9 protein-coding genes, 1 tRNA gene and 2 pseudogenes are annotated in these 15735 nt (G+C 70.1%); 6 read left to right on the forward strand and 6 right to left on the reverse strand.

What is annotated here, in order from left to right:
• Nucleotides 1-9 precede the first annotated feature (9 nt).
• On the forward strand, nt 10-3333 hold the full coding sequence (locus AC5DRG_RS35800; RefSeq protein ID WP_491803759.1) for a non-ribosomal peptide synthetase: 3324 nt from the start codon (nt 10-12) through the stop codon (nt 3331-3333).
• Complete coding sequence (locus tag AC5DRG_RS35805; RefSeq protein ID WP_491803760.1) at nt 3330-5021, forward strand: beta-ketoacyl synthase N-terminal-like domain-containing protein; 1692 nt, start codon at nt 3330-3332, stop codon at nt 5019-5021. The genes AC5DRG_RS35800 and AC5DRG_RS35805 overlap by 4 nt, the downstream gene beginning before the upstream one ends.
• Nucleotides 5022-5053: 32 nt before the next feature.
• Here AC5DRG_RS35805 and AC5DRG_RS35810 read toward each other — a convergent pair.
• Nucleotides 5054-5170, reverse strand: a pseudogene (locus AC5DRG_RS35810) (DUF5954 family protein); the annotation flags it as partial.
• Nucleotides 5171-5279: 109 nt separating this feature from the next.
• On the opposite strand from AC5DRG_RS35810, the gene AC5DRG_RS35815 reads away from it, so the two are divergent.
• Nucleotides 5280-6419: a DUF4037 domain-containing protein gene (locus AC5DRG_RS35815; protein WP_491803761.1), complete on the forward strand. Its 1140-nt coding sequence runs from the start codon at nt 5280-5282 to the stop codon at nt 6417-6419.
• Nucleotides 6420-6535: 116 nt separating this feature from the next.
• Here the strand turns inward: AC5DRG_RS35815 and AC5DRG_RS35820 are convergent, their stop codons facing one another.
• Nucleotides 6536-7867 (reverse strand): matrixin family metalloprotease, encoded by a 1332-nt coding sequence (locus AC5DRG_RS35820; RefSeq protein WP_491803762.1) that lies wholly within the window; start codon nt 7865-7867, stop codon nt 6536-6538.
• A gap of 262 nt (nt 7868-8129) precedes the next feature.
• On the opposite strand from AC5DRG_RS35820, the gene AC5DRG_RS35825 reads away from it, so the two are divergent.
• Nucleotides 8130-9050 (forward strand): hypothetical protein, encoded by a 921-nt coding sequence (locus AC5DRG_RS35825; protein ID WP_491803764.1) that lies wholly within the window; start codon nt 8130-8132, stop codon nt 9048-9050.
• A 160-nt stretch (nt 9051-9210) separates the two neighbouring features.
• On the opposite strand, the gene AC5DRG_RS35830 is transcribed toward AC5DRG_RS35825, so the two are convergent.
• The 3 genes from AC5DRG_RS35830 to AC5DRG_RS35840 form a co-directional block, all read right to left on the reverse strand.
• Nucleotides 9211-10215 (reverse strand): DUF6215 domain-containing protein, encoded by a 1005-nt coding sequence (locus AC5DRG_RS35830; protein WP_491803765.1) that lies wholly within the window; start codon nt 10213-10215, stop codon nt 9211-9213.
• A 463-nt stretch (nt 10216-10678) separates the two neighbouring features.
• Nucleotides 10679-11125, reverse strand: a complete 447-nt coding sequence (locus AC5DRG_RS35835) for a hypothetical protein (RefSeq protein ID WP_491803766.1) — start codon at nt 11123-11125, stop codon at nt 10679-10681.
• A gap of 289 nt (nt 11126-11414) precedes the next feature.
• Complete coding sequence (locus AC5DRG_RS35840) at nt 11415-14441, reverse strand: AfsR/SARP family transcriptional regulator (protein ID WP_491803767.1); 3027 nt, start codon at nt 14439-14441, stop codon at nt 11415-11417.
• 116 nt (nt 14442-14557) lie between these two features.
• On the opposite strand from AC5DRG_RS35840, the pseudogene AC5DRG_RS35845 reads away from it, so the two are divergent.
• A pseudogene (locus tag AC5DRG_RS35845) lies at nt 14558-14758 on the forward strand (IS630 family transposase); the annotation flags it as partial.
• Between the two features lie 172 nt (nt 14759-14930).
• Here the strand turns inward: AC5DRG_RS35845 and AC5DRG_RS35850 are convergent.
• Nucleotides 14931-15002, reverse strand: a tRNA-Arg gene (locus AC5DRG_RS35850).
• Between the two features lie 198 nt (nt 15003-15200).
• Between AC5DRG_RS35850 and AC5DRG_RS35855 the strand changes: the two genes are divergently transcribed.
• Nucleotides 15201-15656: a response regulator gene (locus AC5DRG_RS35855; RefSeq protein ID WP_491813249.1), complete on the forward strand. Its 456-nt coding sequence runs from the start codon at nt 15201-15203 to the stop codon at nt 15654-15656.
• Nucleotides 15657-15735 lie beyond the last annotated feature (79 nt).

Below are 15735 nucleotides of genomic sequence, written 5' to 3' on the forward strand. Positions count from 1 at the left end.
AACATGGACGTGAGTGCGGACGTGATCTACGAGTTCCCTGTGTCGCCCGCCCAGGCGCGGCTGCTGGTCCTGGACCGGATGCACCCCGGCACCGCGCAGTACAACGTGCCCGTGGCCTTCGCCGTGCACGGGCCCTTCGACATCGAGGCGTTCGGCCGTGCGCTGGACGCGCTCGTCGCCCGGCACGAGTCCCTGCGGACGGTCTTCCGTGCGGGGGACGACGGCGTACCCGTACAAGTGGTGGCCGGTGACGGGCACTTCACGGCGAGCGTCGAGCGGGACGTGCCGGCCGACGACGTGCACGCCCGGATGACCGCCGAGTCGGCGCGGCCCTTCGACCTCGCCCGGGGCCCGCTGCTGCGCTGCACCGTGTACGCGGTCGCCGACGGCAGCCACCGGGTGTTGCTCGTCGCCCACCACATCGTCTGCGACGGCTGGTCGGTGCAGCTGATGTTGCGCGAACTGTCCGCCGCCTACGCCGAGTTCACCGCCGGCGGGTCCTGGAGTCCGCCCGAACCGGAGCTTCAGTACCCCGATTTCGCCGCCTGGCAGCGGGAGCGGCTCGCCTCCGGGGCGTACGCGGCGGCCGTGGCCCACTGGGCCGACGAACTGCGGGGAGACGGTGACGGGTTGGGCGGAGACAGCGATGGGTCGGGCGGGGATCGCGACGGGTTGGGTGCCGTCCCGACCACGCTCGCCCTGCCCGCCGACCGGCCGCGGCCCCCGAGCCGTACGACCGAGGGCGGCGCCGAGCGTTTCGTGCTGCCGGTCGAGGTGCGTGACGGGCTGGAGAAGGTGGCCCGCGCACACGGCAGCACCCCCTTCATGGCCCTCTTCGCCGCCTACGCCGCCTTCATCGGGCGGCTGTGCGGCCGCAGTGACCTGGTGCTGGGCGTCCCCGTCTCCGGCCGGGACCGCCCCGAACTCCAGAACATGGTGGGCATGCTCACCAACACCCTCGCGGTGCGGGTCGACCTGTCCGGCGACCCGTCGTACGGCGAACTCATCGACCGGGTACGTGCGCGGGCGATGGCCGGCCAGCCCTACCAGGACGCCCCGTTCGAGGAGGTCGTGGAGGCGGTGGCGCCGGACCGGGTGGCGGGCTTCGAGCCGCTGGTCCAGCTGGTGTTCGCCTACGACGACGACACCGAGCTGACGCTGACCCTGCCGGGCGCGGAGTGTGAACGGGTCCAACTCCCTTGGGACACCGCCAAGTTCGACTTCATGCTGTACGTGGAGCGGTGGGGCGAGGAACTGGTCGGCCAGTTCGCCTACTCCGCCGATCTCCTGACCCGGGCCACGGTCCGCCACTGGAAGGACAGCTTCCTCACCCTGCTCGACGGCGTGCTGGAAGCGCCCCAAGTGCCCCTCTCCACCGTCGCGTTGCTGTCGGCGGACGAGCTGTCCGACGTCCTGCGGGACGCCGACCGCACCGACGAGGCCGTGCCGCCCGAGCCGCTGGTGCCCGACCTGGTGGCCGCCGTCGCCGCCGAACGGCCGGACGCCGTGGCCGTGGTGTACCAGGACACCGTGCTCACCTACCGCCAACTCCTCGCCCGCGCCGACGCCCTCGCGTCCCGGCTGCGCGCGGCCGGCGTACGCCCCGAGGTGCCCGTCGGGCTGCTGCTGCCCCGCTCGGCGGACATGGCGGTGGCGGCACTCGCGGTGCTGCGGGCGGGGGGCGCCTATGTACCGCTCGATCCCGGGCACCCGCAGGCCAGGCTCGCTTACATGGTGGGGGACTCGCGGATGCGGCTGCTGGTCGCGGCGGCGGAGACGGGGGAACTGGCGGATGGGCTGGGCGTACCGGTGGTCCGGTTCGAGGGTGAATTCGGAAGCGACTTCGACGGCGACGAAGGGGAGCGGGCGGCCGTCTCCGGAGACGCCCCCGACCCCACGAACCTGGCCTACATCCTCTACACCTCCGGCTCCACCGGCACCCCCAAGGGCGTAGCCGTCGAGCACCGCGCGCTGTCCAACCTCTGCAAGACGGTCCGCCCGGTCTTCCCCGTAGGCCCCGACGACCGCGTGCTCCAATACGTCAACTTCGGCTTCGACGTGGCCGTTTCGGACCTGTTCTTCACCTGGACGGCGGGCGCCGAACTGCACATCGCGGGCCCAGACGAACGCCTCGGCGAGGACCTGCTGACCCGGCTGAGGGACTCCCGGATCACCTACGCCTTCCTGCCCCCGTCCGCCGCGATGTCGGTCCCCGGTCCCGGTGACCGGCTGCCCCTGCTGCGTACCCTCGCGGTCGGCGGCGAGGCCTGCCCGGCCGAGCTGGTGACACGCTGGGCGGCGCCCGGACGTCGTATCGTCGACGCGTACGGCCCCAGCGAGGCCACCGTCTACGCCACCACCGCCGACCTCGAACCCGGCGAACCGGTGGTGATCGGCCGCCCCGTGCCCGGCGCCCGGGTCCTGGTCCTGGACGCCGCCCTGCGCCCCGTACCGGTGGGAGTGACCGGCGAGATCTACGTGTCCGGAGCCTCCCTCGGCCGCGATTACGCGGGCCGTCCGGCCATGACGGCGGAGCGGTTCGTCCCCGACCCCTACGGCCCTCCCGGCTCGCGCATGTACCGCGTCGGCGACCTCGGGAAACGGGACGCGGCAGGCCAGTTGCACTACTTGGGCCGGGTCGACACGCAGGTCAAGGTGCGCGGCTTCCGCGTCGAACTCGGCGAGATCGAGAACGTGTTGGCGACGCACCCGGACGTCGCGATCGCGGCGGTCACCGTGCGCGGCGCGACCGACGACCGGCACCTCGTCGCCTACGTCGTGGGGGAGGACGGCAGTTGGCCCGGCACCGGCGCCCTGCGCGCCCACCTCTCCGAACAGCTGCCCGGCTACATGGTGCCGGACCGGTTCGTACACCTCGATTCGCTGCCGCTCAACCGCTCCGGGAAGATCGACCGCTCCCGGCTGCCCGACCCGCCGGCCGAACGCCCCGAACCCGACGCGGCGTACACCGAGCCGGTCACCGCGACCGAGCGGGGCATCGCCGCCGTCTGGGCCCGTGCGCTGGGCCACGACCGGATCGGCGCCCACGACAACTTCTTCGACCTGGGCGGCAATTCGGTGCGCATGCTCGCCGTCCTCACGGCACTGCGCGAGCAGCAGGCCGTACGGGACGGCGGGCTCGCCCTCGTCGACCTCTTCCGCTTCCCGACCGTCGCCGCGCTGGCCGCCCAACTCGACCGGCCCGGCACCCCGCAGCAGGCCTCGCCCGCCACCACCGACGGCAACGACGAGGCACGGCGACGCGGACAGTCCCGGCGCGAACGCCTGGCCGCCGTCCGTGGCACCCGAACCGAGAAAGGCAGCACGCGTTGACCGACGACCTTGACCCCGACGCAGGCGCCGTCGCGATCACCGGCATCGCCGGCCGCTTCCCCGGCGCCCCCGACCTCGACCGGTACTGGGACAACCTCCGCAACGGAGTCTGCTCCCTCACCGACTTCGGCGAGGCGGAGCTGCTCGCCGCCGGCGTGCCCGAGGAGGAGCTGCGCCGGCCCGAATACGTGCCCACCAAGGGGCAGTTGGCCGACGCCGACCGTTTCGACCACGCCCACTTCGGCTTCAACCGTACCGAGGCCGCACTCCTCGACCCCCAGCACCGGCTGCTCCTGGAGACGGCCTGGTCGGCGCTGCTCGACGCGGGCTGCGATCCGCGCAAGCCGCCCGCGCGCACCGGCGTCTACGCCGGCGGCGGCCTGACCGAGCACATGCTGGCCGCGCAGACAGGCCGCGACGCGGGCACGATCCAGACGCGCATCCTCACGGACCGGGAATTCCTGGCCCCCTGGATCTCGTACCGCCTGGGTCTGGACGGTCCCAGCATCGGCGTCCAGACCGCCTGCTCGACCTCACTGGCCGCCGTCCATCTCGCGGCGCAGGCGCTGCTGGTCGGCGAGTGCGACTGGGCGCTGGCCGGCGGGGTCTGTGTCGACTCGGTGCACCCCGGCGGCTATCTCTACCAGCAGGGCGGCATCTTCTCGCCCGACGGCCGCTGCAGGCCCTTCGCCGCCGACGCCGTGGGCACGGTCCCCGGCAACGGGGTCGGCCTGGTCGTCCTGCGCCGCCTGGAGGACGCCCTCGCCGACGGCGACCCGATCCACGCCGTGATCCGCGGTACGGCGGTGACGAACGACGGGGCGGGCAAGGTCGGGTTCACCGCACCCGGCGTCGAGGGCCAGACCGCCGCCATCACCGAGGCCTGGGCGGCGGCCGGCCTCGAACCCGACGCCGCCCAGTACCTGGAGGCACACGGCACGGGCACGGAGCTGGGCGACCGGGTCGAACTCGCCGCCGCCACAGCCGCGTTCAGCGGAGCGGGCGCCGGCCGCATCGCCCTCGGCTCGGTCAAGGCCAACATCGGACACCTGGACGCGGCAGCGGGCGTGGCGGCCTTGGCCAAGACGGTGCTGATGCTGCGCCACCGGACGCTCGTGCCCAGCGCCGGGGTGACCCGCCCGCACCCCGAACTGCACCTGGACGAAAGCCCGTTCAGGCTCCCGACGGCGGCCGAGGAGTGGCCCGCCCCGGACGGGGCACCCCGCCGCGCGGGCGTCACGTCCGTCGGCATCGGCGGCACGAACGTGCACGTGGTCCTGGAGGAGGCCCCGCGCCCGCGCCCCGGCACCATCCGCCGCACACCCCTGCCCGCCCACGCCTTCACCGGCGAGCACCTGGGCGCACTGAGCCTGCACCGCCCGGCACAGGAGTCGGCGCAGCCCGCGCCCGGCGGCGGCATCGAGGAGTCCCTCGCCGCGATCCTGATCGAGGTCCTCGGCCTGGAGGACGCGACGGACATCGACCGCCGTACGTACGCAGAGGTGGGCGGCGAGTCCCTGGCCGCCGTCGACCTGGTCGGCCGTATCCGCGACGAGCACGGCATCGACATACCCATCGGCCTGTTCCTGGAGGAGATGCCGCTGCGGGAGCTGATCACCCGCATCGTGGCGGGCGCCGAGGCGAACCCCCTGGACCTGCTGCTGGACGAGCTGGAGTCGGAGGGCTGACACGCTCCCCAGGGGGTCAGTTGTCGTGGTGGAGGATCCGAGGTGGCGACGCCGAACACCGGCCCGTGCACGGCGAGATGGGGATACCGCCGTGACGCGTCCAGGGCGTCCGCCTCGGTGACCCACGCGGCGGGATCGTCGCGCCGCATCCCGAACGACCCAACTGCTCGACTTGTCGGATTCACTGGGGAGGCTGCGAAAGTCCCTCGCACGATCATGTGCAGATTGGGCAGGGTCCTGGGCATGAGCTTCACGAATATGCCAACTTTCATACCGGGCCTTGAACTCTCCCGCCGTTTCTACACAGATGCCGTACGCCCCCTCCTTGAGGAAGCCGCCCCCGGAATCCCGCACTCCGCCGCTCGCTTGGGGAGCGGTTCCGAAGTCCTCGGCTTCGACACCCCCCGCTCGACGGACCACGAATGGGGCCCTCGCGTGCAGGTCTTCCTCCGCAGCCGGGACGTCCCCCGGCACGGCGGGCGCATCAGACATCTGCTCGCCGAACACCTCCCGGAGACCTTCGAGGGCTACGCCGCCCTCCCCCACTCTCGGCTTCGCTCGAGCGGGGGGACCCCCACCGCCCCCACCGACGACGGGGACATCCGCGTCATGCGGGCCACCGACGGCCCGGTCCACCACCGCATCGAGGTCACCCACCGAGCCGCCTGGTTCACGGCACTCCTCGGCTTCGACCCGTCGCAGGGCATCACCCAGGCGGACTGGCTGGCCACCCCCACCCAACTCCTCGCCGAGGTCACCGCAGGCGCCGTCTTCCACGACGGCTTGCATGAACTGAGCCCCATACGCGACACCCTCCGCTGGTATCCGCACGACGTCTGGCTCCACGTCCTGGCCTGCCAGTGGAAGCGCATCTCCCAGGAAGAGGCCTTCGTCGGCCGCTGCGGCGAGGTGGGCGACGAACTCGGCTCCGCGGTCGTCGCGGCCCGCCTGGTCCGCGACCTGATGCGCCTCTGCCTCCTGATGGACCGCCGCTACCCGCCGTACGGCAAATGGCTGGGCAGCGCCTTCGCCGGCGCGCACGCGGCCCCCCGCCTCACCCCTGTCCTCACCGCCGCCCTCGCGGCCACGGACTGGCACACCCGCGAACGGCACCTGGCGCAGGCCTACGAGATCGTCGCCGGCATCCACAACCAGCTCCACCTGACGGACCGCGTCGACCCGACCACGCGCCCTTACAACTCCAGGCCGTTCCAGGTCCTGCACGCCGAACGCTTCACCGAGGCCCTGACCGCCCGCATCACCGACCCAGCCCTCCGCGACCTGCCGACGGTCGGCTCGGTGGACCAGTTCGTGGACAGTACGGACGTCCTGGCCCGCCCCGAACTGACCCGCGCTGCGAGCGACGTCATGCGAAGGCCTCGCCCGGAACGGCTGTGAGAAGGGGATCGAGTCTTCGATCCCGGGGGAGTCGACTCTTTCCGCAGTGGTGCCGCCGGAGCGCCGGCGTCGCCCCGACGGGAAACCTCTGGGACCGACATCCCGTAGCGGGCCGCCTACCACCAGCCTTCGACGGCGGTCTGGTATTCGGGCGAAGCGACGAAGCCGATCAGAGCGTCCTGCTGGTTGAGGCCACGCATCAGCTGGTCGGTCCAGTCCTGCCACCCTGCGGCGTCCGGCTGACGGCGCAGGAGACGCTGGTAGAGATCGCGGCTGTGGTTGCGGCAGTACTCCTCGGACAGTACGAAGCCGCGGGCGACCTCGAAGCGCGGCATGCCGTCCCGCATGCTCTGGCGCCAGAACTCCAAGCCCCCGGCGTCCGGCGGACGGTTGAGCAGGCGGCGGTAGAGCGAATCGATGAACGCGTCGGCCGTCGGGTGCTTGGCCAGGTACTCGTCGCTGTCGAGGAACGCGACGATCGCCGACTGGCGCCCCATGCCCTGCTGCAACTGGCTGCGCCAGCCGGCCAGGCCCGCGTCGTCCGGTGCCCGGTCCAGCAGGGTGAAGTACAGGTCTGTGGCGATCTGCCCGGAGTGCTCTTCGGAGTAGCAGAACCCGCGCGCCACATCCTGCGGGCCGGCCCCCGAGAACAGGCCCCGCATCCAGCCGTCGAGTCCGCCGTCGTCGAAGCGGCGCCCGAGTACGTCCCGGTAGAGCGACGCGACCCAGATGTGGCGCCGGTAGATCGAGCGGATCCCCGCGCGGTCGTCCGCCGCGGGGACTGACGGCGTCGGATAGAAGGGGTTCATCGTCGAACTGGGCACCGAGGTGTGATCCAGGCCCAGCGAGTGACCGAATTCGTGCACCATGACCGTCAGCAGGTCGAAGCCTTGGTCGGTGAATCCCTCCTGCCATGTCTCGTCCTCGTCGAAATGCGCATCTCCGGCCAGTTCCCCGGCATTTGGTGGCGGGAAGAACGCGTGTGCGAGAACGCCTCCGGCCCCGTCGAACGGGAAAGCGTCGCCGTGCTCAAGCGCACCGAAGCGGATTTCGATGTCGGGTTGCTCGTTGGTCTCACGGAACACCAGCGGAACCACGGATGCCCAGCGATCCCAGGCCGTCGCTATCAGGCTGCGTTGCCGTCCGGGATCCAGGTCGGGGGAGAGATTGTTGATGCGGTAGGTGATGATCGCGTGATCCCACACCGTGCCGAAGGCCACAAAGGTCCCGATGCCGGCCTCAAGGGTGCCCTTCCGGTCCGGGAATCCGCAGCGCGGCCGTTCGAATACTTTCTCTGTTTCGGCGTCCAGCGTCCCGGTGGCCGGAAGCAGGGCCATGGCCTGACATGCCCGGATGGCTGCCGGGCCCTGGGGGGAGTCGAGTGCGACCTCGTGCGGAAGGTAGCCGAACTGCCGCAGATAATCGAGCGCACGTTTGTCGTCGGGCATACCGCTCACTTCCCTGTTCCATGCCTAAGCGGGTTCGCGCCTATGGGGGTTCGCGCCCATGAGGGTCGCAGCATCCCGCGGGGACGGGGTGTTGGCCAGCCCGAGGGCGGGAATCCCGCCTCCCACTTTTCGTTCCTTGGCTACACATTTTTGACGGGTTGACTGGAAGGTGTCGGAGCGGGATGCTCCACGCGACTGCGCTCTGCGATCGTGTTCTGTGATCGTGTTTCGCGAGTCGAAAATCGGAAGGGGGATTTCCGCTTTGGAATTCCATGCGAACTCCGCCACGTTCGTTTATGTGCACGGCGCCGGCAACAAACCCTCGGAGAACGATCTCAAGCGCGCCTGGGACGAGGATTTGTTCGGACGGGACATGGGAGCGCGCTCCCGCATGGTCTACTACGCCGACCTGTTGCACGACCGCCCGGCCGCGATCGCGGCCGACGCGTGCGGTGCGTCCGGTGCCCTGACGGCGCTCGTCACCGACGCGTTCGCCGATACCACGCTCCTCGAAGACGCCGAGGCGCGCGAAACGTTCGGCAGGATGGCCCCGGACGGGCAGGAGTTCGCCCTCTCCCTGGCCATCAGCATGGCGGCCCGTGCCGCGAGCCCGACGAGCCCCTCCCTGATCGCGGCGACCGCGGGCGTCCGCCCCGCCGCCGGGGTCGCCGAGCTGCTGCCGCTGCCCGGACCACTGCGTCGCTTCCTGCTACGGCAGCTGCTGCGGCACCTCATCCCCGACGCCAACGGGTACTTCTTCACCCCCGCCCGGGACAGGATCAGGGCCAGGCTGCGCACCGTCCTCGACGCCGTGAACGGCCCCGTCGTGGTGGTCAGCCACAGCCTCGGCACTGTCGTTGCCTACGACGTGCTCAGCGAGGCCGACCTCGCCCAGAAGGAGGTCCCGCTGTTCATCACGCTGGGCTCCCCCCTGGGCTACACCGAGATCCAGGACGTCGTCACCCGGCCCCTGCGGATTCCCGCACCGGTGCGGTTGTGGACGAACTTCGCCGACCCGCTCGATGTTGTCACGCTGGACACCACCCTGGCCGACGACTTCAGCACCGCGGCGAAGGTGATCGCCGACATCGTGGTGGACAACCCCTCGCCGAACAACCACGCGTCCTGCGGCTATCTGCGATCCCGTCATGTGCGTGACGCTGTGACCGCGGCTGAAAGGTGATCCACTACCGCAAAAACCCGTGGCTCGCCGCCATCGCACAGCACGAACTGTTTCCGCTCAACCGTGGGGAGCAGTTGGCGACCCTGCGGCGGCGGTGAACTTGCCAAGCAGACCGATGAACGCGGCTTCGGAGAAGCCCTCGCCGAGATTTTTCGGCGTCTCATCGGACAGGTCGTTCGGGGATCCTCGGAAGAACCTTCTCGGCGATGTCGAGGAGAACGCTGTCGTTCGGGAGGGCTCCGGACGTGCTCCACACGGTGATGTCGCAGTAGCCGCCTCGGTCATTACGGTCCAGGGCCACGGTCAGCGTCCTGGCCAGGGGGCCTTGTTCGACGGGGCCGCCGGATCCGCCACTCCCGAGATTGATCTCGATCTTCATGGTGTGATCCGAGGAGAGGACCGCGGGCCGACCGAGAACCGTAAGCGTCTTGATGTCCTTCTCATCCCCGAACTTCATCAGCTTCACGTACTGGTCGGTCGACAGCTCGTTGTAAGTGGCCGAGACATTCACGGTGTACGTGTCGAACGTGACCTCGGCCTCCGGTTGGGCGACCTTCCCATCAGTCAGAGGAGCGGTGTTGTTGGTGCTGGAAACAGTGGTCGCCGTCTCCCCAGGCGTTCCAAGGAGCTTGGCCAGGTCTGGCCGGTTGAGCGCCTTGCACAGCTCTTCACCGGTCACAGGCTCGGGCGTGTCCTTGTAGGCCTTGGGAAGCTCCTCGTGTGCCCCGCCCGAACACGAGGCGGGCTGCGGGGCGTTGTCGTCGGACGGCATGAAGCGTGGGGCCACCCACAGCGCGGCCGCGAGTGCCCCGAACACGGCCACGGCGGCGACGGCCTGGCTCCATGCGTTGTGCTCCTTCTCCGGAGTGTCCGGGCCGGGACGCGGCCCGGTTCCGGCCTGGGCCTGGGGCTGGGCGGCAGCACCGACTGCCGCCCCGTCTGCGGAGGCTGCCGGACTCGGGCTCCGGCGTGCGCGCAGGGCCCGGATCACCGCGTAGACGCGTATTGCGGTGAACACGAGGAAGACCACGCCGAGACCGGCCGCGACCCGATCGTGATCGCGGACGGCGAGATACATGATGCGTACGCCGAGAACAGACCCGACCGCGATGAGCAGGGGCTCGCGGACCCAGAACGGCAGGAGACGCAGGAGGAAACCGAGCATCCGGCGATCTCACCAGAACAAGATCACATTCGCCATGATGGAAGCCACAGTTCCGGACACGTGCAGCGCCTGCTCGGCGGCGGCCCCGATGACGTACCCGAGCGGTAAGCCGCCCTTGACCCGACCGCACTCGGAGCCCAACCGACCGAACCGCCGGTCACCGGCCGCTTCGACCTCATCGACCCCCGGTCCGCGGCCTGGCCCTCCGTCGTGCACGCGCCGCACCTACTCGTCGGTTGAGCGGCGGAACGCCACCGTGGAACAGGTGGTCAACGCCCGCAGCCCAATCGATACACGTACTCGATGCGACGGCCGGGCCAAGGGTTTCGCGGGCCTCGCCCAGGATGCTGTCCTGCCGCAGTTGGACGGAGTTGAGTCCGATCCGTTGGCAGATCGGTACGTACCACGCGAACTGCCCGTCGGCAGAGCCGACGGGCGGTCGCGACGCTTCGGATCGATCAGGTCACGCGGTTCCTTTCGTCCAGCCCCCGCAGTGGAAGGACGCCTGGTTGATACCGTCCTGGCGGCAGACCTGGAAAGCGAAAAAGCGCCCTTCGGTGAACTCGGCGTCGAATCCCCAAACTTTGGCCTTGTAAGCCCCCGCGCCGTCGTAATCCCCACCGTTGTAGAGATTCTTCCACCGGTGGTAGGTCTCACCCTCGTCGTCACTCAGGTTGATGTGCAGCACGACACCATGCAAATCTTGCATTTGGTCCCAGAGGTGGAATTCGTCCACATCGCTGTAGAAATACGCCCTCCCCGTTTCATCCCCGTAGGTGGGATCGTAGGCCCGTGCCCAATAGACCGTGTCTCCGCTCGCTTGCGCGGGCGGAGACAGGACTGTGGTGATGCCGACGACAGCCACTGTCGTGGCGAGCGCGGCACCGAGTCTCCTGGCCGACATTTTCATATTTGTTCGGCTCCCCTTCGTCACCGATGGTGTGGACGTGGACTGCCGGTCAGTTTCTTCAGGAAGCTGTCTGCCCCGTCAGTTCCTGCCCCGCAGCCGGAATCAGAATGATGTGCGCCGCTGAACCAGCGCTGAATCACCGCTGATCGGCATGACCGGCCCTGCTGAAGCAGCACCGGATATTCGCCGACAGCGGGGGCGCGTTTTTCCGTATCAACTCATGGGCGCGGCAAGAACAACCACCGAATGATCCCCGGCCGACCGTATGGGTCGGCCGGCCGTACGGGTTTCAGCCGGCCGCCGCCATCCGGGCGCGGAGCCGCGCCGCGCCCGGATGGCCGAGCCGGTCGAACGTGTCCGCCGCGTCCTGCCAGGAGCGGCAGGCATTCTCGGGGTCGCCCGCCGCCTCGTAGGTGTCGCCGAGCCGGGCCTGGCTCTCGGCGGCGCGGAGGCCCTCGCCGCACTCGATACGCAGCCGGACGGCCTGCTGGTAGCAGGCGATGGCCTGCTCTTGATGGCCGAGGTGGTGGTGGGCGAGACCGAGGCTGTCCCAGGTCCCGGATTCGCCACGGAGGTCCCCGGTCTCCTGGAGCAGAGTCAGGGCCTGCTCACAGTGGGCGAGGGCGGCCTGGTAGTCCCCGAGACTGCTGAGGCAGAAGCCGATGTTGTTGAGAAGGATGCCGATTCTGCTGCGGTCATCCACGGCCCGGTAGAGCTCCAGCGCCTGTTCGCCGTACCGAAGTGCCTCCTCGTAGCGGCCTTCCCGGTGACTGACCAGCATCAGACCGGCGTAGGAGTACGCCTGGCCGACCGGGTCACCGAGTTCCCGGTACAGCTCCAGGGAGCGCAGCACCAGAATCTGGGCGTCCACGTTCCGGCCCGTCTGCACGGACGACTTGGCGAGGCCGAGGCGGGCGCGGGCCTGGCCGGCGAGGTCGCCGAGGGACTCCGCGGCTTCCAGTGCCGCGCGCTGGGCGACCTCCTGGTCGTGCGGGTTGCCGGCGCGGTCCAGGAACTCCGCCAGTCCGGCGGCCAGTTGCCAGGCATGGGCTCCGAAACCCTCGCGGGCAGCGTGCTGAACGGCGGCGAGGAGCACCGGTTGCTCGGCGGTGAACCAGTCCAGCGCCGACGCGAGGGTGTCGAACTCCCGGGACTCGGCGCCGGGGGCGGCGGCTTCGAGGGGGATCGGCATGCCGTGGGGTTCGTTGAGCTTCAGGTCGGCGGCCTGGGCGGAGTGCAGATAGTGGTCGAGCAGGCGGCGCAGTGCGGTACGGCGGTCGGCCTCCGGGTCGTGCAGGAGGGCGAGTTCGGCGGCGTACGCCCAGAGGAGGTCGTGGAGGGTGAAGCGGCCGGGGGCGTGCTCGGTGATCAGATGGCCGCGGGTCAGTTCGGCGAGGGGGCGGCGGATCCGGGCCTTGGGCAGTCCGACGAGCCCGGCCATGGCGGGGGCGGTGAAGTCGGGGCCGGGGTGCAGGCCCAGCAGCCGGAAGAGCCGTGCGGCGTCCGGGGCGAGGGCGTGGTACGACCAGGAGAACACGGCCCGGACGTCGCTGGTGTCGTCGCCGCCGTCGAAGACGTCGAGGCTAAGGTCGAGGTTGCGGCTGCGCGTCGCGGGGCCGCCGATAGTGCCAGTGCCGGAGACGCTCGTCAGGGCCTCGCGCAGTTCCTTCACAAGGGCAGAAAGGGGGAATCCGGGGCGGTCGGCGGCGCGGGCGCCGACGACGGCCAGCGCGAGGGGCAGGCCCGCGCACATGGTGGCGATGTCTTCGACCGCCTGCGGCTCGTCCGCCACCCGCTCGGGGTCGAGACGGCGGACCAGCAGGGCGCGCGCCTCGTCGACGGGGAGCAGATCGAGAGGCAGCGGGCGGGCGCCTTCGGCGGTGACGAGGCTGGTGAGCCGGTTGCGGCTGGTCACCAGAACGAGGCAGCCGGGGGAGTTGGGGAGGAGCGGGCGGACCTGTTCGGCGTCCCGGGCATTGTCGAGCAGAATCAGCATCCGGCGGCCCGCGAGGAGGCTCCGGTACAGGCCGGTCCGCGCTTCGAGGGTCTGCGGGATGCGCTGGGCGGGAAGCTGAAGGGCGTCGAGGAAGGCGCGTATCGCCTCGGTGGGCGGCATGGCGGAGCCGGATCCGCCGGGGCCGAAGCCGCGCAGATTGACGTACAGCTGACCGTCGGGGAAGTGGTCGCGGACGCGGTGGGCCCAGTGGACGGCGAGGGTGGTCTTGCCCAGTCCGGCGGTGCCGCCGATGACGGTGATCGCCATCGCGGCAGGCGAATCGATGTTTCCGGAGCCAGTCACGAGGCCGGTCAGGAGGGCGTCCAGGGCGTCGAGGGCCCGTTCCCTGCCGGTGAAGTACGGGAAGTCGCCGGGCAGTTGCCTGGGGATGACGACCGAGGGCGGCTGCGAACCGGACTGGGTGGGGGAGTACGAGTCGGGGGACGCGCCCGTCGCGGAAGGACCGCCGTCCTCCGGGCGAGGGTCCGGCGGTTCCTCCCCCGGCCCAATGCCCGGTCCCGGCAGGCCGGCGGCCACGGCGGGCTGTCTGTCGAGAATCTGCTGGTGGACTCGGTGCAGTTGCTGCCCCGGCTCGATGCCCAGTTCGTCGACGAACCGCCGCCGGGTCTCCCGGTAGAGCGCCAGGGCGTCGGCCCGCCGACCGCACCTGTCCAGGGCGGTCATCAGGAGGGAGACCGAGCGCTCCCGCAGCGGATGCTCCGCGACCAGGACGGAGAGTTCGGCGGCCGCGTCGTGCGCCCGCCCGGCCCGCAGATCGATCGCGGCGCACTCCTCCAGGACCGCCAGCCGCTCGTCCTCCAGTCCTGCGGCCACCGTGCCGGGCAGCCAGTCCCCGGCGACATCGGCGAGAGCGGGCCCGTGCCAGAGCCGGAGCGTCGCGCGCAGCGAAACGCCCACCGCCACCCCCGCCCCCGCCCTGGCGCCCGACGCCGCCTGCGCGTCGTCCTCCCGCAGTTCACGTACCAGGTCCCGGAACCGGTGTACGTCCACCAGTGCGCGGTCGACCATCAGGCAGTACCCCTGCCCCTGCGCCGATGTCGTCAACTCGGCGGGGGTCCCGGGGACGGCGGCCAGGATCCGGCGGAGCTTGGAGACGAAGCCCTGAATGGCATTGCGGGCCGAGCCTGGCGGCTCCTGGCCCCACAGGGCCATGACAAGCCGATCGACGGATACGACGCGGCCGGGCTCCAGCGCGAGCATGGCCAGAACGGATCGCTGCTGAGCGGTGGCCGGACCGAGTCGACGCCCCCCGTGCCAGATCCCAACCGGGCCCAAAAGCCGGAATTCGATCCCGTCCACGTACTGTCCCCGTCCCCTGAACCATGGATCATCACCGCTGAAGCGGCAGTTTAGTGCCCGCATCAGTGCGATTTCAGCCGTGATTGAGCGTTCTCCGGGAGGCTGAGCCCACTCCTCCGGCCCGGCAGTTCACCATCGCCAACTCGAACTACCCCAACCACACGGTTCAGACCCGGGCTCTGCACGCCTACCTGCGCTGGCGCAACGCCAACGCCCGCCATAGCGACGTCCTGGCCGTCGAACGCAAGGAACGCGCCCGCATCCGCAGCGAGAAAGGCATCCGCTGGGGCGGACGCCCCCTCGCCACCGCGGCCTGACCAACCCGGCGAACCTACGCGGTCAGAGCACTAGGCGCGGCGGCTCCAGCGCAGGTCTATCGCGATCAGTGCGCAGCAACGACAAAGAGCCGGACCCAGTGAGACTGGGTCCGGCTCTTGATGTCTGGCACTTCAGCAGGTCAGCGGCGTAATCACGCTTTTCTCGCTTCTGTGCCCCCGGCAGGATTCGAACCTGCGCACACGGCTCCGGAGGCCGTTGCTCTATCCCCTGAGCTACGGGGGCGTGTCCGTCGCGTTGCTCGCGGCGACGGGTAGAACACTACCAGCTTGGTCAGGGTGTTCATGAACGGGTTTCTACCCTCAGCGTCACTGCCGCCCCAGTCGGTCGCGACGTCCCCCGCACGGGGTGGAAGTGGGGAAAACCCGGACGCGGTGGCCGGTCCGGACCTACTCTCGAGTTGTGCCAGGCGCGTCGGGGCGGGTGCTTGTTGTGGACGACAACAAGGTCATCCGTCAGCTGATCAGGGTCAATCTCGAGCTGGAGGGTCTCGAGGTCGTGACCGCGGCCGATGGTGCCGAGTGTCTGGATGTTGTTCATCAGGTGCGGCCCGATGTAGTGACCCTGGATGTCGTCATGCCGAGGTTGGACGGGCTGCGCACCGCCGCTCGGTTGCGTGCCGATCCGCGGACCCGGGATCTGCCCCTCGCCATCGTCAGCGCCTGTACTCAGTACGAGGTCGAGAGCGGCCTGGATGCCGGCGTCGACGCGTTTCTGGCCAAGCCCTTCGAGCCCACCGAACTCGTCAGCCTCGTAAGGAAGTTGATCGAGCGGGGGCGGAGCGAGGGCCGTGCGGGGTTCGACGGGGGACACCGTGACGCGTTCGGCAGCGTCCTCGGTGCCGGGGAAGCCGAGCGGGCCGGTCGCGCCGGCGGCTGATCGTCGCGTTCCCCCTCTTCTCCCTCCGTGACCGCGAACCGATTCCGTCCATATCCCGGACCCTCTCCAAACCGGCTCG

The sequence above is a fragment of the Streptomyces sp. JLBG701 genome (assembly GCF_058544905.1).